Raw genomic sequence first — 24,970 nt, forward strand, 5'->3', positions numbered from 1 at the left:
TTACTTTCTAGGGTGATCCAAAATGAATTGTGCTGCGTCATCATCTGCGATGGGGTTGGAACCGCTAGTCAGACGCAACAGGAACGAGAGGTTACCCGTGTCTAATGTAGATGATACGCGGTTAATTGCCGTCCGGGCGCTATCTGGCAGGGTACGGCGGATAATGGGCACCAGTTGCTGCTGCAAAAGCGCCGTCGAGGGGTCTTCCAGGGTGACCAGGCGATTCTCTTCAATCGCGGAGTCGCTGCTGTGCAGCAGGGTCACCTGCACGGTGTCTGCGGTGAGGGCGTTGACGCGCTCGGCGGGGTCGTCCTGAATCTTCGGGTCGTGCACACGGTAACGGTAGAGGCTACGCAAAGAATCCACGCCGTAGGTGCCGCTGGAGTACCCGGTCGGGATGGAGAACACCAGGGAAGACTGCACATCGCGCAGGTTCGCGAGGGAGTTGAGCTTGTGGCGGGCGCTCACGGCGCGGGTAGTGACCAGCACATCCTTGTTGGTGGCGCTAGCACCGTTGAGAAGCATGAGCTCTTCGGGCAGGATGCGCGAGATGGCGTTGGTCATGTCGGTGGTGCTCATGGCGCGCAGGTTGATGGGGTCTGCGGAGCGGGTGGAGCTTGCGGTGGGGCTCGCGGTGCCGTCCGTAGCATGCGCGGAGGCGGTGCTCTCCTCCGCGGTGGGGGTAGCTGCCGGGGGCAGGGTCACGCCTGCCGCTTGAGCGGAGGCGCTCACGGAGGCGGCGATGCGTTCGTTATGGGCGGCGGCGGGGCTGATTTTGCCGTCGTCGGTCAGGTAGAGCAGTAGGTCGCCGCTGTAGTCGATGACCAGGTCCAACGCTTCAGGGGCGGCGACAGTGGTGCTACCGGTTTCCTCATCGTCGGGCAGAGTAGCGGTAGGGGTGGCGGAGTTAGCCGAAGGAACCATGAGCCCGCGCAGGGCGGTAGCGCGGCTGTTGTCGGTGTCAACAAGTTCAACGGAGTAGCCAATCTGTCGCAGGGCGCGCGCGTACACGTGCGCTACGGCGCGCATTTCACGCAGAGCACCGTAGCCGATGCGCAGAGTGCCGTAGCTGGACGCGGAAGGGTCCACCTGCGGGGTTGCGTCATTATTCCCGCAAGCGGCAAGTAGCGGCATGAGCGCCAGGGAGGTGAGCGCCGCACGGCGGGTGAGGATCAGTCGGTTCATTAGGGAAGCTTCCGTGCGTTTTCGTCGGCAAGAAATTCGCGGTATTCGCGTGCCCAGCTGGCGGCGTTGGAGTAACCCATCATGGAGGCGACCTCATCGATGAGAGTGCCGTAGCGGATGGTATCCAGCTCTGCGATGGGCACCCAGCGTGCCGTGTCGGAGGAGCCGTTGACCTCGTGGCGCAGTTCGCCGGTGACAATGTGGGCACGGAAAACCACCCGCAGGGCGCAGAAAGGCAGCGCCTGCGGGTCCTTCTGGGTCGAGCGCACGGGGAAGTGTCCGGCGTGCACGCCCAGAATGTCTTCAATGGCGACGCTGTAGCCGGTCTCTTCGAGGGTTTCCCTCAGCGCGGTTTCGTCAGCCTGCTCGCCGGGTTCCATGCCGCCACCGGGCAGGGACCAGAGGGGGCTGAGCGCGCGGTCTTCGGGCACCCAACGAGTCATGAGCAGCTTGCCCTGCTCGATGATGACTGCGTAGGCTGCGGGTCGGGTTTCCATTGCTAATGCCATGGTTCGATTTTACCGTCTATCGTTCTTTAGCGTTTCTTACCGCGGCGTGCGCTGGCGGCTTTGGCGGACTGTCGAGCGTGCTGGCGTGCGTTGCCGTTTTTCTTGGCGTTGGCACGCTTCTTATCGCGTGCTTCACGGCGTGCGTTGGCGGCTCGAGCCTTCGCTTTTGCCTTTGCTTTTTCGGCTGCGACGCGTTCGGCGCGTGCCTGTCGGGTTTCGCTACCGCGGTCGCTGGTTGCGGTGCGTCCGCGCACAATACCGATGAAGTCCTGCAGGAGCGCCTCGAGCTCTTCACTGCGCGGCTCGCCCTTGGGGGCGCGCGGCCACACCAGGCGCACCGGGTAGGTGTCTAGACCCGCAACGGGGCGGTAGGTGAGGTCCTTGCGATGGTAGAAACGTGCAATGGACATGGGCACAATGTACAGGCCCACACCGGCGGCAACCAGCTCGATGGTTTCCTTATCGGTCAGGCCCTCGGGCACGATGCGGCCAGCGCTCTCACGCCATGCGCGGGATACTTCCTCGTAGGCGGGAATATCGGAGGCTGGCTGCAGCAGGAACTCCTCGGCAAGCTCCTCCACGGGCACCTCATCGAGCACGGTGAGCACGTGATCCACGGGCAGAATGACCACGGGCAACTCCTCGTAGAGGCGGATGCTGTGGTACTTCTCGCCGTCGGTGCTTGCCGGTTCACGGTCCGGGCGCACAATGCTCATGTGCGCAAAGGGGTTCTCGGGAACCTCAACGACGGGTACAGGGGCGTGCTCGACAGCCTCGGTGGGCGCCTCAGCAGTATTTTCTCCCTCTGCCGCCGCTTCAAGGGCAGGATCAATCAGGCACAAATCCTGGTGCAGGGAATCCAGGCCGCGTGCCTCACCCACGGGCACCTCCGCCAACTGCACGCGGTCGCCGTAACGCTCATGCCAACGGTTGAACCACTTGCCGGGCATAATCGCGGGCACGTAGCTAATGCGCAGCATGGAACGCTGAAGCACGGGAATGGGCAGAGCCTCCGGAGTCTGGATCATTGCCAGCTGCTCGGGGTGCAGGTACACGCGGGTGGGCGCCTCGGCGGGCGCTTCGTTCTCTACCTCGTCGGTAGTGTTTTCGGGCGCGCTCGACTCGGGATAGATTGCGGTGAGAGTGTGCTCGTTGAGGGGCTGCTCTTCGGGGGTACCTGCGGTGGAGGATGCGGTAGAAGTCATCCCTCCACGCTAGCACATCTTGGGCGGGTGCATCGGGGTCAAGTGAGCGGGGTCAGATGAGCGCCCTCAACCCGGTGAGATAGTGCCCCTACCCCCCTGCTGGAGGAAGGACTAGTTCTCGGTGATGTTCTCCGCAGTATTCTCAACGGTTCCGCGGTTGATGCGGCGTTCGCGCAGCTGAGCCACAACCACCAGCACCGTAATAACAATGGCGAGAGCGAGCGGGAACATCCACGGTTCCAGGCCGAGAGCGGCAAGAATTGCGAAGCCAATCGTGGTGTAGATGCACGCCCACATGAAGGTGCCGACCAGCATCGCGGGAACCCAACGGCGCAGCGGCATCTTCGTGAAGCCGGTCGTGATGATGACCGCGGTTTGCAGACCCACGGTGAGAAAGCAGAGGGGCACGGCAATAACGCCCCACCGGTTAATCAGGCGGCGCGCTTTACGGTAGAGCGGGCTGTCCATGGCCTTGCGGATGCGGTCGAGGCGGGCACCGCCTTCAGCAGCGAGCGCGCCGAGCGCGTACACGATGCTGGTGCGGACGATACCGACCACCCACATGAAAGCTAGGGCAACCTCAATCGGGAGTGCGTCAAACCAATCTTTCACCCGGCTATTCTCTCATGAGTGGGCGATATTGGTCTGATTGAAGGTTCTTTCAGGCTTCTTATTCGACATATAGAGGTGGCAGAAAAAATTTTTAAACTTTTTTCAGTCGGGGGCCATTGCCCCTTGTCGCCTGCAATGGCGCGGATTTCACTTAGGGCAACCTTAGTTTATTGACAGGCTGTCGCTATTTTCAGCTTGTCACCCGCACGGGAATTAGGATATATTTTTATTACCGAATAGGGCAGGCCTTGTGGGAAGGCCTTCCTAGTCGGTCTAGAAGACTTTCTTCCTGTGTGTGATGCTGGAAAGGGAACCCCATGGACGGGGTTCCTTTTCTTTTTAATCGTTCCTTTCCCGAGGCACATTCCCAGCAAAACAAAACCCCGACAGTACGAACTGTCGGGGTTTTATTCACATCTAGAGCAGGGTCTACTTCTTACTCTGGTTCTTGTCCTGGCGGTGCAGAGCGCTCAGCGGCTTGGGCAGCTGAACCGGGTTCCAGGTGTTGCTCACTGCCTCAAAGGAGGAGCCAGCACCGGGGTGACGGTTCGTGGAACGGACACCACCGGTCACAGTAGCGCCGGTCGAGAGCGCCGGATTGTTCAACGAGGCGATATCCAGTGCATCGAACTCGGAATCATCCAGGACGTCCGGCAGAGGAATCTCTTCGGGAATCGGCTGAGCGGGAGCCTGAGCAGCAGGTGCAGCAGGTGCCTGGCGGACGGGCGAACCATCACGTAGCGCCTGGCGAGCCACCGGCTGGGCCGGCTGAATAGCCGACTGCTGCGCGGGAGCTGCTACCGGCTGCACAGGTGCCTGAGCGGGGGCCTGCTGAACCTGAGTAGGCTGAACGGGCTGTGCAGGCTGAGCGGGAACCGCAGGTGCCTGAGCGGGCTGCTGCTGTGCCGACTGGGGCTGCCCCGCGGTGCGAGGCGAGGCGGAGGAAGTAGCAGAACCGCTCTCCTGATCAAAGAGCACGCTACCGCGGCGAATCGGTTGGAATCGACTCGGACGCTGCTGGCGACGCTCCTGACGGTGTGCGACGGGCGCCTCCGCCGCGCGGGCAGAACGGGCAGGTACGGCACGAGAAGAATGAGCAGGTGCCGCAGCAGGCGCTTCCGCACGAGGAGCCGCCTCGGGAGCCTCATCGGAGGACTCCACCGCGATGTGCGCGCGGCTCGGGCGTGCCGCCTCGCGGTTCACACCGTGTACAGGCTTGCGGGTAGTAGCCTCACGGGTGGCGGGGCGAGCATGATGTGCAGGCTCTTCAGCAACTTCAGGCTCCACACCCTCAGCCGCCGAGTCCTCTACAGGCTCAGAAGCATCATCGCCGGCTTCTTCATGTTCATCGGACTCTTCGTAGGCTTCGTCCTCAGCTTCGTCATCCTCATCATCTTCTGCCTTAGCTTGGCGTGCATCGCGGCTCGCCTTGACCTGGTTAGCAACAGACTCCAGCAGACCAAAACGGCTCACAGCCCATGCACCGCCGGCAAGAATCAGCAAGAGAACAGCCCAGCCCCACGCCAGCACACCAAAGAGCGCCAGAAGACCGGTAACCAGGGCAAGAACACCCAGACCGGCAGCAACCAGCAGGGCAATACCGCTCGGGCTCGAAGTATCAAAGTAGGACAGAGGCGAGGGCTTCGACTCCTCCACCACCGGAATCTCATCCGTGTAAGGGGCAGTCGGGGAAGATTCGCGAATCTGCGAAATAGAAGCCGTATCGGGCGCAGGCTGGGCGGATTCCTCCACCGTGTGGGAGGAACGGGAAGAAGCCTGCGGAAGAGCAGAAGACGGCAGAGAAGTACCCGGTGCCACCGCGTGATCGGAGGACTGGTATGCCTCCGACTCGTTCAGCAACACACCGGCGGAGGCGAGAATATCCTCCGCGGTACGCTCAGCACTAATCAGGGGACGTTCAGGCTCCATGACAGGGCCAGCGGGCGCGCGACGCAGGCTCCTGGGCACAAACCACAGCAGCAAAATCACGGTCAGAATTACCAACACGCCGGAGGTGTTCAAAAGCGTCATATTCAGGTCGCCCTCTATCGTCCCTTTATCCCTAGACTTTAATCATACCCTTATATTCCCAATGCTTTCCATAAGCGGCAAGAATCGGGCTGGATATGCACATATACCCCTGAAGGAATATGCACACTACAACGTCGTCGCGTCCCTGCACAAGGCACACCCTGGGCCCTCGCCCAGTAGCACCCCAAGCACATAATAGACACATACGACGCAAAGGAAGGCGCCCTCCCTTGGGGCTAAAACGCCCCACCGGAAAGAACGCCTTCCTCAGCGTGGTTGGTATTTATCGGTTGCCCTCTTTAGAGAGCGGGTGCAGAGTAATTAGCAGTTCTCTGCAACAAAGTCCTTCAGCCATGCGCGCAGGTCGTCACCGAACTCGGGGCGCTCAGCAGCAAGAATAACGTTTGCCTTCAGGTAGGACAGCTTGTCACCGGTGTCGAAACGGCGGCCGGAGAAGACCACACCGTAGACACCTTCGCCTTCACCCTCACCCTGAGCCAGAGTCTGCAGAGCGTCGGTCAGCTGAATCTCGCCGCCGCGGCCCGGAGCGGTGTTCTCCAGAACTTCGAAGACCTTCGGGCTCAGAACGTAACGGCCAATCACAGCGTAGTTCGAGGGAGCCTCATCAGCAGCAGGCTTCTCAACCAGGCCGGTGATTTTAACGAAACCGTCTTCGCCCTCAACAGCCTCAATAGCAGCTGCGCCGTAAGCAGAAATAGCCTCGCGGGGAACCTCCATCAGAGCAACGACGGAACCGCCGGTGCGCTCCTGGACCTCCACCATACGAGCGAGCAGGTCTTCCTTCTCGTCAATCAGGTCATCGCCGAGCAGAACAGCGAATGCTTCGTCACCAACGTGGCGCTTTGCGCGCAGAACAGCGTGGCCCAGACCCTTGGGGTCGCCCTGACGCACGTAGTGCAGGTCGCCACCCATCTCATTGGTAGCTACCACGGATGCGAGTAGGGCGTCCTTACCCTGCTCAGCGAGCTGCTGCTCCAGAACGGGAACGCGGTCGAAGTGATCCTCGAGAGCGCGCTTGTTACGGCCGGTAATCATCAGAACGTCGTTCAGACCGGCACGGATTGCTTCCTCCACCACGTACTGAATCGCGGGGCGATCAACGACGGGGAGCATTTCCTTGGGGGTTGCCTTCGTTGCGGGCAGGAATCGGGTGCCCAGACCAGCAGCAGGAATAACTGCCTTAGTAACAGACTTAATTTCAGTAGCCATGCCACAAGAATACCCTAAGTTGTAAAGTACTTAAGGCGATTTATAGACACTATGACATGAAAAAATCTTCAACGTGACTAACTACATATCCACAGCGGCCCATTCTTCGGTGTGCAAAGAAAATGCACCCCACAGAACTCAGCACTATTTTTCTCAAACCCTATACTAAAAAGTGGAATCCACGTCCCCGCAGATATAGGTCAATTTTCACCACCCACCAGGGCAGTTTTACCCTGCGCACGGATACCTCTCAGCCACGGATACCTCTCAGCATAGAGTGAACGCACCTTACTTCCTACGGGACGCTCCACTCCCCCCAACCCTTCACACAAGACCCGCAACGACGATGGGACACACCATGCACCTCAACACCACCCCCGCCACCAGCAACTCTGACGCCGGTGCCAGCGCAGACGATATCTCCCTAGACAAAGACATTCTCCGCTCCCAAATCCGCCCGCGCCGCCTCACCGCACGCAGCCACCGCGGCGAACACGGCCAGCAGCAGATGGAGGAGCTCTTCACCGCACACATCCTCGAAGCAGTCGCACAGCGGGTCCACTCCCCCGGTATCATCGCGGCGTACCTGCCCACCAAGTCCGAACCGCCCATCATCGAGGCGCTAACCCGCCTGCACAAGGACGGACACCGCATCCTCGTACCCGTCGTACGCCCCGGTCGCAAACTCGCCTGGGTGCACTGGGACCCCACCGTTGAGCACCCGCTCAGCCCCATGGGTATCCCGGAACCCGAAGGTGAAGAGCAGGACTCGCAAGCTTTCGTTGATGCCGACCTGCGCCTCATCCCCGCACTCGCCTTTGACGCCGGCGGGCACCGCCTCGGTCAGGGAGGCGGCTACTATGACCGCATTATCCCCCTGCTCAGCGACCAGCAGCTGGAGGAGCAGAGCATCGGTATCGTCTTCAGCGACGAAATCTACGAGGCTGTCCCCTACGACCAGTGGGATGCTATTCTGCCGGTCATCCTCACCGAGCAGGGTATCTACCGCACCCGTTAGCAGGTCTAAAAGTACCCAATTCTCTCGTACCCGCTTCACCCCTGATTGACACCCCGAATCTTTATGCAAAAGCACAAAGATATGCGGGACACACCCACAAAATCACCCAGGAAAAAGGCAAAAAGAAACCAGAAATAGCTTTTTGAGAAGAAAACGCAAATAGCTCCCAACGTTTCAAAAGCGGTACACTCAAACCACGTTAATAAACCATCCCAGCGAAAACGGATACAGAAGGACAAAATGCCGGTCTACGTTTACCAGTGCAAGAATTGCAACCACGTCTTTGAGCAGCGCCAGTCCTTTAGCGACGATGCACTGCGCGTCTGCCCGCAGTGCGGCGAAGAAACCCTGCGCAAGCGCTACAACACCGTCGGCGTGACCTTCAAGGGTTCCGGCTTCTACAGCACCGACAAGGGCAACTCCTAAACGGGGTTCCACACCAGCCAAAACGAGGGGCGGGGCAACACAGGTTGCCCCGCCCCTCGGCGTTTAAGAAGCACTCCCCCGCGGGAAGACACTACACGATATTGTTACCCCAGTGCGGAGGACGCTGCTGACGCATCCATTCCAGACGCTCACGCTCCTCCGGGGTTAGAGGCTGCGCGGAAGTAGCCGCTTTCTTGGTACCAGCCTTCTGCACGGAAGCACCCACGGCAGACGAGGTACCCGAAGCCACCACCGGAGGCGTAGTCACACCCACCAGCAGAGGCTCAGCCCCGCTCACCGAGCCGCCGCCGCTCACACGGCGGTGCCCGCGGCGAGGCTTCGGCGTTGACGAATAACTAGCCACGAACCTCAGCGCCCTCATCCATATCCAGGTAGTGCAGCACGCGCGCCACCACAGCATCCGGATCGGCGAACACCTCCAGGGTGCCCAGGGTGATGTAGTTCCAGCCCGTGCGGCTCAGACGCTCCGGCAGCAGGCGGGTACGCTCACGCACCGAAGCGCGCGCATAGTTCGGCTCGCCATCGGAGCACGCCACCAGCGGCATAGCCGCCGGAACGCTCGGGTTCGAAGAGACCACGGGAGCCACACCCAGCGCGGGCACCGGCTCAGCAGCCAGCTTCTCCGGGGCGTGCGCGATCAGAGCGATGTCGCCCTCACCGCGGGTCACACGCACACCGTGAGCCTGCAGGCGCGCCACCAAATCGTTCAGCAGCCAGTCGCCCAGATCCGGGGTGTCCGCGTCGTCGGCAGCCAAGAACGCGTTACGCGGCAGGGTCTCGGGTACGCGCTGTGCCTTCGCCTCCACCTCTTCACGCGCCTGACGTTCCGCATGCTCACGCAGCAGGTGGTAGAAATCCACCGCGCCATGATGCAGCTTCTGCGGATCCAGCTCCGACGGGTCAATGCACGAGACAATGCGCAGGGCACGGCGGGCACGAGTCAACGCCACCACAAAGCCCTGACGACCGTGTTCGGCAGACAGCTGACCCAAATCGTAGGACGCCTGGCCCAGGCGGGCACGACCCACGCCCAGGGAGAAAATCACGGTATCGCGCTCGAGGGTCTCAGCGCGGGTCAAATCGACCACGCGGAACGACTCCTCACCGGCGGCAAAGAACGGCGCCAGCTGCGGGTACAGGCTCAAGGCATGACGCACCGACTCAGCCACACGCTGAGCGTGCTTCGGGCTAGCCGTCACAACCGCCAGCGAACGGTCTGGGGTACGGTAGGCGTGCTCCAGTACCAGGTTCGTCACGCGCTCCACCTCAACACCGGGCGAATCCAGGTTCGCGTTATCGCTCACTTTACCGCGAGTATCAATGTACTCAACGGTCAGCGAACCGGCGGGCTGGGCGGAGGCGCGGCTCACCGGAGCCGCATGCAGCTGCGAACCGTAGAACTCACGGTTCAGGTAGTCCAGAATCACCGGGTCCATGCTACGGTGCAGCATCGCCAGGGTGCGGTTGGGCAGTACGGTAGCGAGCACGTCGAAGGTGCTGTCCAGCTGCTCACCTGCCGGTTCCGGCGCCCCAAAGGTCGGGGCGGACACGATGAACGGCGAGGGGTAACCCGAATGCGGGTCACCCAGGGCAATCACCTGGTCGGCGCGAGTAATCGCGGGCAGGTTCGCCGCCAGCGGGGTCGACTCGGAGTCCAGCAGCAGCACCGTATCAAAACGCATGGAGGCGGGAACCTTACGCGCCAGGGCGAAGGGGCTCGCAGTCCACAGCGGCAGCAGGGTACGTGCCATCACCGGGGCGTGAGTCAGCAGCTCCTCGAGCACGAACTCGTAGCCGCGCAGCTGGCTCTTCAGGTACGCTGCCTGATCATGCTTAGACTCAATACGCTCAGTCCACACGCGAGCAACCTTCGCCAGCAGACGCGCCGGGGCGCTAGTCATGTGGGCGTAGTCGGCACGGCGGAAACGGGACTCCATATCGCGCAGGCGGTCGCCGTCCAACAGTTTACCCTCGTGATGCTGCAGCAAGAACTCCAAGGCAGACTGCCACCAGGCAAGCTCCAGTTCAGCGGAAACAACCTCGGTCGGAACCTGACGCGCGTACAGGTCATCGAGCAGCTCCGACAGGCCGCGCTCACGCAGCTTCTGGGTCAGGGCGTCACGCTCCGGTAGGGTCATGAGCAGCACGCGGTCCGCCATGAGGGCGTCCAGGCGCGCGTCCAGGGCATCCAGGTCGGTGCGTACAAAGTCGGTGCCCTCAACGGTGTCAGCCAGGACAATACCTAGGCCCGCCAGTTCAGACACCAGGGAGTTCAGGGCGGCAGCCAGCTGATCCAGGTTCTCAGGAATCTGCGGGGTGCGGGGCGCCTCAATGTGGCGAATCCACTCGGCACGCTCGGCCTGAACAATCTTCAGCTGCTCGTGCAGGTCACCAATATTCACGCCGGGCAGGATGTACTCCTTTGCCGCGCGGCGCAGGCGGGAACGCTGCATACTGCTCATCTCGATGCCGTTCTCACGACGCCACGAACCGGATGCAGTCGCCGCAATCAGGTCGGTCACTGGACGGTCGTAGACGTCTGCGCGGAAACGCTTGAGCGTCTCACGGATGCGCATCAGAATCGCCAGCTGCGACTCCCACTCAGAGATGGTGCGGCCGCGGCGCAGACCCAGCATGGCGCTGGTCTGGTTCATCGCCTCACGCAGGTTCAGCAGGGAGGACTTGAGGGTAATGACCAGGGCGTACGCCTCAGCGGCTTCCTCGTCATTGACCAGGCGGGCACGGTACCACGGGGAGGTACGCGAGGCCGACGCAAAACCGTCAATCTCGCCCAGGCGCACCAGCTCGGCGCGCACCTGCTCACGCTCCATGAGTGCATCAAGCATGGGACGGTCAAAGCGCACGCGGGTTGCCGGGCCGTCCTCGGAGGCGGTCAGCTCAGCCAGACGCTGCAGCGCCGAGTAGACGGAAATCTGCCAGTTCGCGTCCTTGTTCAACAGGGCGCGGGTGTGGTCGAGCAGGGCGGCGCGAGTCGCGACGAGCTCTTCGTTCAGGTCCTCGGAGTTCGGCTCTTCCGCGCTCTCGTTGCGCACAATCGCGCGAATGAATTCGGCTCGCTGAGCCTCAGAATCGTGCTCGGCAAGCAGGTCGTAGCGCAGGCTCTCGATGCCGGTGCGCTTGAGTAGCGCAGAGAATTCGGCGAGAGTGGAGCGCTTCTCGCCCACGACGAGCACGGACTTACCGCGCCCCATCAGTGCGGAAGCAATATTCACGGCGGTGCGCAGCGGCTCGGTGCCGGGTGCCGCAGTGATAGTGAAGGAGAAGCCGCTGACCGCGGTGTCGATAATCTCCTGGGCGTTAGCGTCAGCGTCCAGCAGGAGCATTTCCTCTGCCGGGTCGCGCTGATCCAGAGGCTGCTGCAGATTGTGTGCGTTGAGCTCACGCGGCTTCACGCCGGGTACCTTCAGCGCCGCCAGGTCACGAACCAGCGGGGTGATGGCGGTGTGCGGCAGCTCGCCCAGGCTTTCCTTCAGGTCAGCGAAGGTGGAGATGAAGTACTTCGACTCGATGGTCATGCCCGGAATACGGCCGGCGGAGGCGCGCATACGCTCAATGACCGGCTCGGGATCCAGACGGGACATGGAGTTCGCCAGCTGCGCCACGTCCATGGTGCCCAGGTCGATGCCGTACTCCTGCTTGATCTGGCGAACCATCGCAGGGTTCAGGCGCGCGGAACCGGCGAGGCGCAGCTCGAAGTCGTCGTCCTTCGGGTGCGGGGTGATGCTCAGCGGCGCCATGAGGATTGGCGCGATGAAGCGCTTCTCGTAGGCGGCAGCATCCTCGCGGGTGTCGTGCGACAGCCAGGAGGCGGTACCCGCCACGAAGTAGCCGGAGTCCAGGCCGTGGTCGGTGGCGAGTTCGTAGATCTTGGTGCGCAGGGTGCGTGCGGAGCGCATGCCCGCCTCCAGCTGCGACTTGTCGCGCAGAATCGTGGAGAGGCGGGTCTTACGTCCGGCGAGCAGCTGCGCCAGACCGGAGGGGTTCGCCTCCGACAGGTCGATGTGCACGTAGTCGACCTGGTTGAAGTCGAGCATCGCGTCGGGGCCGGTGTAGACGTCCATCTGTTCCGCCCAGCGTTCAAGCCCCGCCGAGGGGTCAAAGTCCTCGTGGGCGGGGTTCAGGTGTGCGGGCAGCTCGGCGATGTTGATTTCGTCGGCTACTTCGTGGGTTTCCTCTGCTGAGGTCGCGGCTGCTGCGGCGGGCTGAGCAGTATCAGCCGGGGTGCCGGGTGCGTATTGCGCGTCGGTAGGCTCGGGAATCTGGTTCACGTCGTGAGTGTCCTTGTGGGTCAATGCGGTGTACGTTTGCGCGTACACACCGAAGATGGTGGTTCTTCCGGGGTCCTCTGCCCGGTGTGCCTCATGCTGTGCTTCAAGCGGGGCGGGTATCAGCGCACGCCCGTATGCTCAATGCTCCTGTGCGCTTAATACGCCGGGTGCTTACTTCGACCACATTGCGATGTTGGCGACGAGCAGCACTACGGTCACCAGTACGTAGAAGACCAGGGCAGGCAGAAGCGCCCAACGGTACTTGGGCGCCAGCTCGCCTTCCAGGTTGCCGAAGCGCAGGGAGCGGAAGAGGAAGAAGCTCAGGATTGCGCCGGGCAGGTTACCGATGATGACCAGCAGAATGGTCAGGTACAGGGCGTAGGCTCGTTCGGTGCGTTCGTTCTCTGCGCCCGCGAACTTGAGGGTGCCGCCCAGCAGCAGGCTGAGGCAGGCGTTCAGGAACGCCACGGTGAAGAAGGGAATCTTCAGGGCGGCTTGGAAATCCATCTGGGAGTTCGCTGCGCCCAGAGCAATCCACAGCAGTAGCAGCGCAGGGATAATCATGAGGTACCAGAACAGGTACTTACGCATCTTCTCGGTGTTTTCGATGAGCGCGAAAATTGCGGTCACAGGGTGTCTCTTTCAGATGGTCTCAGGCGGGATTCGGTCGGATTCAGGAGGAGTGAGTGAAGGAGCAGGTGGGCACAATAATACCTTGTCAGGCGTCGGTTTCGTCCCCAGCGTTGAGGGCGTCGTCCACCTGGTCCTGCAGGGATTCGCGGCGCTCATTCTCAACGAATTCAATGTAGCGGCGCACGATGTAGTCCAGTAGCACCGACAGCGCAACGAAGGAGTAGTAGGGCTTGCGCTGGGTGCTGATGTGGGTGGGGGTGGTCTGGTAGTGCAGGGAGTACTCGGCGTGCGAGGACATATAGTTCACACCAATGGCGGTCACCGCAATCATGGGGATGCGGCGCAGCGCCAGCATCTTAATGTGTTCGCGCATGTTCTCGGTCTGGCCGGAGAAGGACACAATGATGACCACGTCGTCCTGGGTCATATTGTTCATGGCGCTTTCGAACTCATTGCGTGCCGGGATGACCTGGCAGAACTTACCGCAAACCTGCATGGACTTGGTAAATTCCTGCACCGCATTGCGCTGAGCGTAGCCGGTACCGAAGCAGTACACAGTACGAGCCTCATGGATGCGCTTGAGCAGTCCGCTCAGTTCCATGTGCTCGAGGTAGTCGTAGGTGCGCTGAATATCTTCGCGGCCGCTCTCAATGAACCGCGGGTTGAAGGGTTCGCTGCGGTTCAGAGAGGACTTAATGAAGTACTTCAACTCAGCAAATCCGGAGAAGTTCAGCTTCTTCGTCAGGCGAATAATTGAGCTGGTCGAAGTATACGTTTTATGTGCCAAAGAGTTGATCGTTGACTCCGCAACGAACTCTTCATTTTCTAGCATGAATGCCAAAATTTCCCGTTCAGTTTCACTGAATCGGTGCTGGTTCGCATTCACGACGTCTTGTAAATCCACTCAAAGCTCCTGAATCCGATGGTGAGCAATATATAAATAGTACACGCTCTAGGGTTATCGGCCAGGGTGGGTGGGGATGGTCGTCGCTCACTTTGGGTGGGTGCCTCGTGCAGATTTGAGTCCAGGCACGCGCCCGGGTACAGCTTCGCCGGCGGCATCGGTGTTATCCGATACCGCCGGCGAAGTCTATACCTTATGAGGCGTCATACCGTCAGACGGTTGAAAGCTGAACTCTCTTAGGAGAGGGTCTTAGCTTCGTTCACCATGGTCTCGAAACGCTCGCGAACCTGGGGAACGTCCATGCCGACGATCACCTGGAATGCCTTGCCCTTGCGGACCAGACCCAAAGCGCCTGCATTCTTGAAGTCTGCATCCGAGGGGCTGACGAGGGACTCATCAGCAACGGAGACACGCAGGCGGGTTGCGCAGTTGTTCACGGTGGTGATGTTCTCTGCGCCACCGAGCAGTTCGAGGAAGCCAGCTGCACGGGGTGCGTAGAGGTCGCCGTCAGCGGACTCAGCAGCTGCGCCGCCGTTCTTCTCAGCAGCCTTAGCTGCCTTGTACTCTGCCTTGCTGTAGAGCTTGGTCTCGCCGCCGTCTTCTTCACGACCGGGGGTCTTGAAGTCGAACTTCAGAATCATGAAGCGGAAGATCAGGAAGTACAGGACGGTGAAGCACAGGCCCACACCAATCTGCATGAGGTAGGTGCCGGAGTGGTTTGCCCACAGCGGAATCCAGTTCTGGAACAGGAAGTCAAGCAGACCGCCACCCATGTAACCAACCAGACCCAGCTGGTACATGATTGCTGCCATGGATGCTGCCAGGATTGCGTGGACCAGGAACAGCGGGGGTGCCAGGAACAGGAAGGTGAACTCGAGGGGCTCGGTGATACCGATCAGGATTGCGGTAAGGCAGACGGGGATCATCAGAGCGAGAACTTCCTTGCGCTTCTCGGGACGAGCAGTGGTGTAGAACGCCGCTGCGATACCGATGGGTGCAAAGACCTTGGAGTTACCGTGCAGTGCGAAGCCGCCGCCGGGGAACAGTTCCTTCAGGGGCTTGTCGCTCTTTGCGAACTCGGTCAGGTGGGTCGGCCAGTCCTTAGCAATACCGTTCGGGGTAACAACGTTACCGAAGACGAACGGGGAGTAGATGAAGTGGTGCAGACCGGTCGGAATCAGGAAGCGCTCGAGGAAAGTGTAAACCCACACGCCGAGTGCGCCGGATGCGATGAAGAAGCCCTGCAGGGAGGAGATGCCGTGCTGAGCGTAGGGCCACAGCCAGGAGAACAGGAATGCCACGGGCATCATCAGGAAGAAGCAGACGCCGTAGACGTACTGGGAACCCTGGAAGATACCGAGGAAGTCGGGCAGCTTCTTGTCGAACCAGCGGTTGTGTGCCCACACCACGATTGCGGAGATGATGATTGCACCGAAGATACCGGTGTCCATGGTCTTGATACCGGCGATCATCTTCAGACCGGTACCTGCCGCGCTCTTAGAGATGTCGGTGGTGTAGTCCAGGTCGAAGAAACCGGTGCCGCCCTTGCCCCATACCTTGAGCATGGTGCCGACGAAGTAGTTGAAGGTCAGGTAGACCATTGCAGCTTCCATCACTGCACGTGCGTTAGCGGTCTTTGCCAGTGCAATGGGTAGACCAATCACGAAGAGCAGTTCCATCTGGTTGAAGACGGTCCATGCGCCGGACTCCCAAACGGACCAGAAGTGGTTCCACGCGCTTTCCTTGTCAGCAGCGAGGGGGATCAGGTCGCCGTTCTGTGCAATGATCGCAATACCGACCGCGAGGCCAGCGAATGCGAAGAGAAGAACGGGTGCCAGCATGGCAGAGCCGAACCTCTGTACTTTTTCCATCATGAGGCTATACGCCCTTTCGGGTTGTCGAGTGAGCGGACGCAGGGGTTGGCGATCATTGCCAGCCTGCGATGGTCACGCCGCATCTTTATACCTCCAAACGAAAGTATATGAGACGGGTGCCACATATCCTGCGTGCGCTAAATGCCGAATGTGTTTTAGACAGAAACAATAATGCCAGGTATTACCTACCCGCAGGTACCAAAACTGTAAGTTTTGAAAGAGTTTTTCAGAACCTGAAACATCTCCCGGCACTGGTTAAAAATACTGAGGGCGGATGCGACTTTTCCCCTATTACTCAGCCCACAGAATCGATAGCATAAACAGTGCACCCATAGGTCAGAGTGCATAAACACTCGCCACTTCAATACGCGGTGCGCATATCATTCTTCAACCTCACACATACCCCGGACTTAATACATGCGCTTCCTCACCCTCAATACGCACAGCTGGTGCGAAATCCACCAGATTGCCAAGATCCGTACCCTCGCCAAGTTCATCATTGAACAGCAGGTGGACGTCATTGCGTTGCAGGAAGTCAACCAGCTCACCTCCACCCCCGTGGTGAAGGAGCCCCTCAACTACCGCGGCGGCGCGGGTATTCCGGTCCGCGAAGACAACTACGCCCTGCTGCTCGTACAGGCGCTCAACGAAATGGGTGCCACCTACGAGTGGACCCTCACCGAAACCCACATTGGCTGGGACCGTTACGACGAATGCGTAGCAATCCTCTCGCGCCTGCCGATTCGCGGTATCAAGCCCATCGATATGTCCCCCGGCTACGGCTACCACCAGGTGCAGCGCCGCGCAGCGCAGGCAGCGCTCATCGAAACTGAGACGGGCACCTTCTGGTGCGCCACCACCCACATGTCCTGGTGGGACTTCGACGGCGAACCCCTCTTCGCCAAGGAATACGCACATCTCTCGCAGGAGCTTGCCGAGTGCGCCCGCACCGCCCCGGTACTGCTCGGCGGCGACTTCAACTCCGCAGCACACCTGAGCGATGAAGGCTACGCGCTGGTCACCTCCAGCGGCATGATTGATACCCGCTCCCTGGCGGAGCACACCGACGGCGAGAACACCGTCCACCGCGAAATTGCCGGCTGGGAAGGTAGCACGGATGCCAAGCGCATCGACTTCGTTTTCGCCGATCGCTTGCTCACGGTCACCTCGCACGCGGTGGTCTTCCGCGACAACTCCCCCGAGGCAATCTCCGACCACAGCGGCCTGCTGCTAGAGATTGACCCTGAAAGCTGGGCACCGGAGAGCATCCTCACGCCCCTCACCAGCCAATCCTAAAGGGGCATCAGACGTTAGCCGCCCGCAGAGCGGCACCACACAACACTCATCCATACCAAGGGAAGGAAGAACAATGACGACCCAGACCCAGTGGTGGCAGGAACCCGTTGTCTACCAGATTTACCCCCGTTCCTTCAACGACTCCAATGGCGACGGCATCGGTGACCTGCCCGGTATCACCGAGAAGATTCCGTACCTCGCCGATCTGGGTGTTCAGGTGCTGTGGCTCTCCCCCATCTACGCTTCCCCGAACGACGACAACGGCTACGACATCTCCGACTACCGTGCCATCATGACCGAGTTCGGCACCATGGAAGACTTCGATGAGCTGCTCGAAACCGCGCACAAGCACGGCATCAAGCTCATGATGGACCTGGTCGTCAACCACACCTCCGACGAGCACGAATGGTTCAAGCAGGCACGCTCCTCCAAGGACAACCCCTACCGCGACTACTACATTTGGCGCGACCCCAAGGGCTTCGATGAGGACGGCAAGCCGATTCCGCCGAACAACTGGATTTCCTGCTTCAGCCCCTCCGTGTGGGAATGGGACGAGGCGACCGGCCAGTTCTACCTGCACTACTTCTCCGTCAAGCAGCCCGACCTGAACTGGGAGAACCCGAAGGTCCGCGAAGAGGTCTACGACATCATGCGCTTCTGGCTGGACAAGGGCGTGGACGGCTTCCGCATGGACGTCATCAACCTAATTTCTAAGGACCTCTCCTTCCCCGAGGACCCGGCAGTCCTCGCTGGCGGCCTCGACAACTGCCTGGCTGTCGCAGCGAACGGCCCGCGCGTGCACGAATTCCTGCAGGAGATGAACCGCGAGGTCCTGAGCAAGTACCCGGTCATGACCGTGGGCGAAACCCCCTGCGTGACCGTGGACGACGCCGCACTCTACACCGGTTTCGACCGCAACGAGCTGCAGATGGTGTTCCAGTTCGAGCACATGGACGTAGACGCCTCCGAAGGTGGCGTGACCGGCAAGTGGTCCGACCGCCGCTTCAACCTGGTTGACCTCAAGAAGGTCCTCACCCACTGGCAGGAGGGCCTGCACGGCCGCGGCTGGAACTCCCTGTACTGGAACAACCACGACCAGCCGCGCACCGTCTCCCGCTTCGGTAACGACTCCCCCGAGTACCGCACCGTCAGCGCCAAGATGCTCGGCACCGTGCTACACCTGATGCAGGGCACCCCCTACATCTACCAGGGTGAAGAGCTGGGCATGACCAACGTCTTCTTCGACGATGTGAAGGACTACAACGACCTGGAGATTCACGACTCCTGGCGCAAGTACGTTGAAGAGTCGGGCCGCGTCTCCGCGGAGGACATGCTTCGCTACATCAGCGCCTCCGGCCGCGATAACGCCCGCACCCCCATGCAGTGGACCGCTGGCGAGAACGCAGGCTTCACCTCCGGCACCCCGTGGCTGAAGCTGAACCCGCGCTACACCGAAATCAACGCGGAGGCAGAGCTCGCTGACCAGGATTCGGTGTTCTACCACTACCGTGACCTGATTAGCCTGCGCCGCGAGCACCCGATTGTCCTGACCGGCGAGTACCGCCTGCTGGATGAAGAGGATGACCAGGTTTACGCCTACCTGCGCGTGAACTCCGATGAGGACGCCGCCGCAACCGGCGAGCGCGCCCTGCTGGTCGTTGCGAACTTCACCGATGACACCGTTCAGCTGAACTACGCGGGCGGCAACCTGGATTCGGTGGTGCTGACCAACTCGCAGGCACTCTCTCCGACTGAGCTGAAGGCAATCGAGAACACCCCGAAGCTGATTAGCTCGAACTATCGCGATGAGAACCGCGAGTTCACCGACGAGGGCACCCTGTTGCGCCCCTACGAGGCGAAGGTTTACCTCTTCGGCAACGCCGAGTAGGCACGCCCCAAAAATGTAATGCGCGAGGGGGATCCGGAACAGACATTCCGGTCCCCCTTCGCCCTATACTTCAATCACAGACACCTTTTCCCTCTTCGGCGTAACCGCCGGTACAGAAAGGCAATTATGAGCAACTCCGAGGCATACGAGGTTCCCTCCTACGAGGGCCGCCAGTGGTGGAAGGAAGCCGTGGTGTACCAGGTGTACCCCCGTTCCTTCAACGACGCGAACGGCGACGGTATCGGTGACCTGAAGGGTATCACCGAGAAGCTGCCCTACCTGGCTAAGCTGGGTATCAACGTCATCTGGCTCTCCCCTGTGTTCGACTCGCCGAACGTGGATAACGGCTACGACATTTCCGATTACTTCGCCATCATGAGTGACTTCGGCACCATGGAAGACTTCGACGAGATGCTTGAGACCGCCCACAAGCACGGCATCAAGATCCTCATGGACCTGGTCGCAAACCACACCTCCGACCAGCACCCCTGGTTCAAGGCGTCCCGCTCCTCCAAGGACAACCCCTACCGCGACTACTACATCTGGAAGGACCCGAAGGGCTTCGACGAGGACGGCAACCCGATTCCTCCGAACAACTGGGCGTCCGAGTTCGGTGGCCCGGCGTGGGAGTGGGACGAGGCGACCGGCCAGTTCTACCTGCACATCTTCTTCAAGGAACAGCCCGACCTGAACTGGGAGAACGAGAAGGTTCGCGAGGACCTGTACTCCATGGTTCGCTGGTGGCTGGACAAGGGCGTTGACGGCTTCCGCCTGGACGCTATCAACATCATCTCCAAGCCCGAGGGCTTCCCGGATGATCCCTCCACCGACTTTGAGAAGCACACCTCCTCGATTCCGTTCGTCATTACGAACGGCACCATGGTGCACCCGTGGATGAAGGAACTGACCCGCGAGACCTTCAGCCGCTACGACGTGATGACCGTGGGCGAGACCAGCGCGACCAGCCCCGAGGACGCTAAGCTGTGGGCTGGCTACCACACCGGTGAGCTGAACATGATCTTCCACTTCGATCACATGGGCGTGGATAACGACCCGAACGGCAATCTGGGCGGCAAGTGGTCCTACGCACCGTACAAGCTGACCGAGCTCAAGCGCATCCTGAACGACTGGCAGACCACCCTGGAGGGTAACGCCTGGGGTTCGCTGTACTGGAACAACCACGACCAGCCGCGCGTTGTCTCCCGCTTCGGTAACGATTCGGATGAGTTCCGCACCCTGTCCGCTAAGCAGCTGGCGACCACCCTGCACTTCATGCAGGGCACCCCGTACATTTACCAGGGTGAAGAGCTGGGCATGACCAACGTGAAGTTTGATTCGATTGAGGATTACCGCGATGGTGACTCGATCCGCTTCTACGAGGACATGCACGTTGACCACAAGCGTCTAAGCCACGAAGAGGCGATGCAGGCGATTTACATTAAGGGCCGCGACAACGCTCGTACCCCGGTTCAGTGGGATGCCTCCGCTAACGGTGGTTTCAGCCCCGAGGGTGTGACCCCGTGGATTGCTGTGAACCCGAACTACCCGGCGATTAACGCTGAGGCTGTTCTGGCTGATGAGGATTCGATCTTCTACCACTACCAGCAGCTGGTGGCTCTGCGCCGCGGCAAGCTGAAGGATCTGATGGTTTACGCAGCCTTCGCTCCGGTCGATTCGGTTCAGGTTCCGCACAACGAGGATGAGGCTGTGTACGCGTACACCCGTACCGGTGGTGCGGATGGCAGCCCCGCGAACGAGTCTTTGCTGGTTGTTTCGAACTTCACTGCCGAGGAGCAGGAACGCGACTTCGCGGTACTTTCTGAGGCTCGTGAGGCTGGTGCTCGTGTTGAGCTAGTGAGCTCAAACTACAAGGACGACGCGGGTTCGACCCTGCGCCCCTACGAGGCGAAGGTGTACCACATCGTTCGCTAAGCGCTGTAGCTCGTTGAGTGCTACCGCGTGCCGATAAGGTGATAGACAGCAGAAGGAGGGTGAGGCTTATGCCCCGCCCTCCTTTTGTGTTGTCTCCTGCGTTCTCCCCTTTGTGGTCCCGGCGTGCTTTCTTGGCTCTATTTAGCTGGCGGCTCTACTTAGCTGGCGAAGACGAGCTGCAGGATCGGCACGGCGAGCGCTATCATTCCTACGCTGACGGCTGCCCCTGCGGCAATGACGGGGGCTGCGGTGCCTTCGTGCCGGTAGTGGGTTTCCAGAATGACGATATTAGCTGCTGGCGGCAGAACAGCCAGAAGAAAAAGCACCTGCGGATGCGCGAGCAACTGGTCAAAGTGCACGCCCGCCGTATCGTGTGCCCAGCGGGCGAGTGCCAGCACGCCGACGCTGTAGACGCTCACGAGTACAGCGCGGAGGAGAGCCCATCCGGTAGCTCGGGTCAAATCGGTGCGGTGCAGTTTGGCGGCACCGAGCCACATGCCCAGAACGATCATTCCGATAAAGCTGAAAACCCAGGTCAGTACCCGGTAGAAGCCCGCCCCGTGCTGGCTCAGGAAGGGGCCGGCGGGTAGGCAGAGCAGACCCACTGCCACGGCGATAACGGGCGGGCTGGTACGCAGACCCCGCAGCACCGTGCGGAGGGTTCCGCCACGGCTCCTAGTGGCTCGTGCACCCTGTGTTGTGTGTGAATTCTGTGCGGCTCGTGCACTTGAGGCGGCGCGCTCCCCGGCATCTGTTGTTAAACCGCCGCGTAGTAGCGAGGTGCCCAGAATATTACCCATGATGGAGTTGCCGATATACGCGCCGATGTAGACTCGCACGGCTTCCTCACCCCAGAACCCGGCAACCACAGGGATGCCGAAGAGCCCCGCGTTCAGATAGACGAAGGCGAGTTTCTGCACGGGGTCGCGGGTGATACGCCCGGCGCAGAGCACTCCGAGGAGCATCAACACCATGGTGGAGGCTGCAACGAAGAAAAGCTCAGGGCGGCTGGTGGCGACGGTGTAGATGATGACGGCGGGAATGATCCAGCGGGTCAGCAGGGCGGAGGCGCTTTCTTTCAGGCGGTTGCCCCAGTGCTCGGGTAGCAACATTGCGAGCCCGAATCCTGCCCCTAAGTAGAGGAGTGGGAGGATGATTCCCATGCTCGTTCCTTTCGCTGTTGCTGTGTCTGTGCCGTTGTTTTACGGCTAAGGTCCCTGTCTAATAACCCTACCCTGAACCTTCAGGTTGAGGTTTACTGCTTTTTCGTTGTGTTTTTCGAAATTTTCGCGTCATATTGCATCTTATTTGCTGATGCTCTCGTTTTTTATGCGGTTCACTTCTAGTCTTGAATTATAGAAAGAATAATTACTCACTCTATTTTTTCAATCTATCGCCGATACTCATTTTTGCGAAAGTAGGAACTAGGCTGTTTCTTCTCTTGCAAGGTCCCACATCCAGGAGCCCGCATTGCAGCAACCGTATCTTTCTTCCCCTCCCGATGCTGGAGGCGTCCCGCAGCGTCCGGCGCAGGTTTCCAGTCAGCATGCTGATGCGCATATTCCGTGGCGTTCATCAGCTCCACTTACTGCCCCCGCTACAGCTTCTGTAGCGACTGTACCCGCCTCTGAGGACCCTGAGCGCACGTTTAGGGTTCCTCACCCGGTGTTGAGCGCTATCTCGTGGGTGATTGCGGCTGCGAGCGCTGCGTGGCTTATCATTCTGGCTGTTTCGTTGACGATGATTGTGGCGTCGGGTCTGAGCCATGATTCTGAGTTTGTGATGCTGACCTATGGTGTGTACATGGCGTGCGCGTTTGGCTTCTGCTGTTTTGGTACGTTTTTTGCTTTGCATTTTGGGTTGGGGTCGAGCGCTCATTGGCGTGATTCGATTCGTCACCCGCATCACCCACACTAAAAAGGTTTATTTCTAGGCGTAGTTTTTCGGGTATTTTTGGAATGCATTTCTTTTATTTAGACCCCGCGTTTAAAAAATAAATGAGGATTTTTTAATACGCCCCAAAACGCCTCCCCTTTTCTACACGACTTGATGCCAGAAGCCGCCCGGCGCATCCACATTCGGATGCACCGGGCGGCTTCTTCACGGGCTCTCAGCTACAAAGCTACGCAGCCCAAAGTAGGGATTACTCCCACAAGGATTATTACTCCCACTCAATGGTTCCCGGGGGCTTGGAGGTAACGTCCAGCACCACTCGGTTAACGTCCTTGACCTCGTTCGTAATACGGTTCGAGATCTTAGCCAGCAGGTCGTACGGCAGGCGCGACCAGTCAGCGGTCATTGCGTCTTCCGAAGAGACCGGGCGCAGAACAATCGGGTGGCCGTAAGTACGGCCGTCACCCTGAACGCCCACGGAGCGAACGCCAGCCAGCAGAACCACGGGGCACTGCCAGATGTGCTCGTCCTGACCTGCTGCGGTCAGCTCTTCACGCACGATAGCGTCAGCGGCACGCAGGGTGTCCAGGTTCTCACGGTTAACCTCGCCGACAATGCGGATGCCCAGGCCGGGGCCGGGGAACGGCTGACGTGCCACGATCTTCTCGGGAACGCCGAGCTCACGACCGATAGCGCGAACCTCGTCCTTGAACAGGGTGCGCAGCGGCTCAACCAGTTCGAAGGTCAGGTCGTCGGGAAGGCCGCCCACGTTGTGGTGGCTCTTAATGTTTGCGGTGCCGTCGCCGCCGCCGGACTCAACAACGTCCGGGTACAGGGTGCCCTGAACCAGGAACTTGATGTCTGCGCCCTCTTCGCCAGCTTCGGCGATCAGCTTACGCTGTGCCTCTTCGAAGGAGCGGATGAACTCGCGGCCGATAGCCTTACGCTTCGCCTCAGGCTCGGTGACACCCTCGAGTGCGGAGAGGAAACGCTCCGACTCGTCAATGGTGATGACCTTAATGCCCATGGATGCTGCGTAGTCCTGCTCGACCTGTTCGCGCTCGCCTTCACGGAGCAGACCGTGGTCGATGAAGAAGCAGGTGAGCTGGTCTCCGACAGCCTTGTGCACGAGTGCAGCTGCCACGGAGGAGTCAACGCCGCCGGAGAGCGCGCAGATGACGCGGTCGCTACCGACCTGCTCGCGGATCTTTGCGACCTGCTCCTCAATAATGTTGTTGGTGGACCAGGTGGGCTTCAGGCCTGCCACATTGTAGAGGAAGTTCTCCAGGGCGACCTGGCCGTAGTCGGAGTGCTTCACCTCGGGGTGCCACTGCACGCCGCCGAGCTTACGGGACTCGTCCACGAATGCTGCCACGGATGCGCCGGGGGTCTTTGCCAGCACCTCGAAGCCTTCGGGGGCTTCGGTCACGGAGTCGCCGTGAGACATCCACACGTTCTGGGTGGTGGGGGTGCCGGTGAGGAAGGAGGAGTTCTCAGCGCAGACCACAGCGTCGGTTGCGCCGTATTCGCGCAGACCGGTCTGGGCGACGGTGCCGCCGAGGGTCTGGGCCATCACCTGGAAGCCGTAGCAGATACCGAAGATCGGCACGCCAGCTTCGAACAGGGCTTTGTCGCCCTTGGGTGCGCCATCGGCGTAGACCGAGGAGGGGCCACCGGAGAGCACAATAGCTGCCGGGTTCTTGGCGAGCATCTTCTCGGTGCTCATGGAGTGGGGGACGATTTCGGAGTAGATGCCGGCTTCACGCACGCGACGAGCAATGAGCTGCGCGTACTGTGCACCGTAATCTACCACCAGGACGGGACGCTCTTCGAGCTGGTCCAGGTTCACAGAGTTGGTCACGAAAATTACCTCAACGTGTTGGTACTAATCCGCGCACTTGCGCGGGGATATATCTATTTTACGCTATCGCGTTGTGGGGTTGAATGCCCGCGGCGCGGGAACTATTCCGCACTTTGCCGGTCATTCCACCGCATCAAGACAGCGATATAAGAAAGCACCGCCC

At 60.3% G+C, this 24,970-nt stretch carries 19 protein-coding genes; 6 read left to right on the forward strand and 13 right to left on the reverse strand.

Translation table 11 applies throughout. From position 1 onward, the window contains the following. The 6 genes from HMPREF2682_RS04125 to galU form a co-directional block, all read right to left on the reverse strand. The gene (locus HMPREF2682_RS04125) at positions 1-1,185 is read right to left on the reverse strand and encodes a glycine betaine ABC transporter substrate-binding protein (RefSeq protein WP_070831686.1); all 1,185 of its coding nucleotides are present in this window, start codon (positions 1,183-1,185) and stop codon (positions 1-3) included. Then, positions 1,185-1,694: an NUDIX domain-containing protein gene (locus HMPREF2682_RS04130; RefSeq protein WP_012903109.1), complete on the reverse strand. Its 510-nt coding sequence runs from the start codon at positions 1,692-1,694 to the stop codon at positions 1,185-1,187. Before HMPREF2682_RS04130 ends, HMPREF2682_RS04125 begins: the two co-directional genes overlap by 1 nt. 26 nt (positions 1,695-1,720) lie before the next feature. Continuing rightward, a complete protein-coding gene (locus HMPREF2682_RS04135; protein WP_070831688.1) occupies positions 1,721-2,899 on the reverse strand; it encodes a LysR substrate-binding domain-containing protein in 1,179 nt (392 codons plus the stop codon). A gap of 111 nt (positions 2,900-3,010) precedes the next feature. Further along, positions 3,011-3,511 carry a DedA family protein gene (locus HMPREF2682_RS04140; protein WP_049353724.1) on the reverse strand — a complete coding sequence of 167 codons (501 nt, stop codon included), beginning with the start codon at positions 3,509-3,511 and terminating at the stop codon, positions 3,011-3,013. A gap of 429 nt (positions 3,512-3,940) precedes the next feature. After that, on the reverse strand, positions 3,941-5,542 hold the full coding sequence (locus tag HMPREF2682_RS04145) for a hypothetical protein (protein ID WP_070831691.1): 1,602 nt from the start codon (positions 5,540-5,542) through the stop codon (positions 3,941-3,943). Positions 5,543-5,863: 321 nt separating this feature from the next. Continuing rightward, positions 5,864-6,772, reverse strand: a complete 909-nt coding sequence (gene galU, locus HMPREF2682_RS04150; protein ID WP_005508447.1) for a UTP--glucose-1-phosphate uridylyltransferase GalU — start codon at positions 6,770-6,772, stop codon at positions 5,864-5,866. A 358-nt stretch (positions 6,773-7,130) separates the two neighbouring features. Between galU and HMPREF2682_RS04155 the strand changes: the two genes are divergently transcribed. Together HMPREF2682_RS04155 and HMPREF2682_RS04160 are read left to right on the forward strand one after the other, a co-directional pair. Next, positions 7,131-7,790: a 5-formyltetrahydrofolate cyclo-ligase gene (locus tag HMPREF2682_RS04155; RefSeq protein WP_246827248.1), complete on the forward strand. Its 660-nt coding sequence runs from the start codon at positions 7,131-7,133 to the stop codon at positions 7,788-7,790. 240 nt (positions 7,791-8,030) lie between these two features. Further along, a complete protein-coding gene (locus tag HMPREF2682_RS04160) occupies positions 8,031-8,216 on the forward strand; it encodes an FmdB family zinc ribbon protein (RefSeq protein WP_005505091.1) in 186 nt (61 codons plus the stop codon). Between the two features lie 91 nt (positions 8,217-8,307). Here HMPREF2682_RS04160 and HMPREF2682_RS04165 read toward each other — a convergent pair whose 3' ends face one another. From HMPREF2682_RS04165 to HMPREF2682_RS04185, 5 genes are all read right to left on the reverse strand, one after another. After that, positions 8,308-8,580, reverse strand: coding sequence for a hypothetical protein (locus HMPREF2682_RS04165; protein ID WP_141762262.1), 273 nt, complete (start codon positions 8,578-8,580; stop codon positions 8,308-8,310). After that, complete coding sequence (locus HMPREF2682_RS04170) at positions 8,573-12,574, reverse strand: DEAD/DEAH box helicase (RefSeq protein WP_070831701.1); 4,002 nt, start codon at positions 12,572-12,574, stop codon at positions 8,573-8,575. The genes HMPREF2682_RS04165 and HMPREF2682_RS04170 overlap by 8 nt, the downstream gene beginning before the upstream one ends. A 123-nt stretch (positions 12,575-12,697) precedes the next feature. Beyond that, positions 12,698-13,156 (reverse strand): cell shape determination protein CcmA, encoded by a 459-nt coding sequence (locus HMPREF2682_RS04175; RefSeq protein ID WP_070642894.1) that lies wholly within the window; start codon positions 13,154-13,156, stop codon positions 12,698-12,700. Positions 13,157-13,244: 88 nt separating this feature from the next. Then, on the reverse strand, positions 13,245-13,991 hold the full coding sequence (locus HMPREF2682_RS04180) for a MurR/RpiR family transcriptional regulator (RefSeq protein ID WP_246827250.1): 747 nt from the start codon (positions 13,989-13,991) through the stop codon (positions 13,245-13,247). Between the two features lie 308 nt (positions 13,992-14,299). Next, positions 14,300-15,937 (reverse strand): alpha-glucoside-specific PTS transporter subunit IIBC, encoded by a 1,638-nt coding sequence (locus HMPREF2682_RS04185; protein WP_049353733.1) that lies wholly within the window; start codon positions 15,935-15,937, stop codon positions 14,300-14,302. 417 nt (positions 15,938-16,354) lie between these two features. Here HMPREF2682_RS04185 and HMPREF2682_RS04190 point away from each other — a divergent pair, with 417 nt between their 5' ends. From HMPREF2682_RS04190 to HMPREF2682_RS04200, 3 genes are all read left to right on the forward strand, one after another. Next, positions 16,355-17,233 (forward strand): endonuclease/exonuclease/phosphatase family protein, encoded by an 879-nt coding sequence (locus HMPREF2682_RS04190; protein WP_070831707.1) that lies wholly within the window; start codon positions 16,355-16,357, stop codon positions 17,231-17,233. A gap of 73 nt (positions 17,234-17,306) precedes the next feature. Beyond that, entirely contained in the window at positions 17,307-19,121 is a 1,815-nt protein-coding gene (locus tag HMPREF2682_RS04195) for an alpha-glucosidase (RefSeq protein ID WP_070831710.1), read from the forward strand. A 126-nt stretch (positions 19,122-19,247) separates the two neighbouring features. Beyond that, positions 19,248-21,053 (forward strand): glycoside hydrolase family 13 protein, encoded by a 1,806-nt coding sequence (locus tag HMPREF2682_RS04200; protein ID WP_070831713.1) that lies wholly within the window; start codon positions 19,248-19,250, stop codon positions 21,051-21,053. A 158-nt stretch (positions 21,054-21,211) separates the two neighbouring features. Here HMPREF2682_RS04200 and HMPREF2682_RS04205 read toward each other — a convergent pair whose 3' ends face one another. Continuing rightward, positions 21,212-22,216: an AEC family transporter gene (locus HMPREF2682_RS04205; protein WP_070831716.1), complete on the reverse strand. Its 1,005-nt coding sequence runs from the start codon at positions 22,214-22,216 to the stop codon at positions 21,212-21,214. Positions 22,217-22,718: 502 nt separating this feature from the next. Between HMPREF2682_RS04205 and HMPREF2682_RS09465 the strand changes: the two genes are divergently transcribed. After that, positions 22,719-22,970 (forward strand): hypothetical protein, encoded by a 252-nt coding sequence (locus HMPREF2682_RS09465; RefSeq protein ID WP_168165530.1) that lies wholly within the window; start codon positions 22,719-22,721, stop codon positions 22,968-22,970. Positions 22,971-23,214: 244 nt separating this feature from the next. Here the strand turns inward: HMPREF2682_RS09465 and guaA are convergent, their stop codons facing one another. Beyond that, positions 23,215-24,807, reverse strand: coding sequence for a glutamine-hydrolyzing GMP synthase (gene guaA, locus HMPREF2682_RS04210; RefSeq protein ID WP_070819414.1), 1,593 nt, complete (start codon positions 24,805-24,807; stop codon positions 23,215-23,217). Positions 24,808-24,970: the final 163 nt, after the last annotated feature.

The sequence above is a fragment of the Rothia sp. HMSC061D12 genome (genome assembly GCF_001836735.1).
GTDB lineage: Bacteria > Actinomycetota > Actinomycetes > Actinomycetales > Micrococcaceae > Rothia.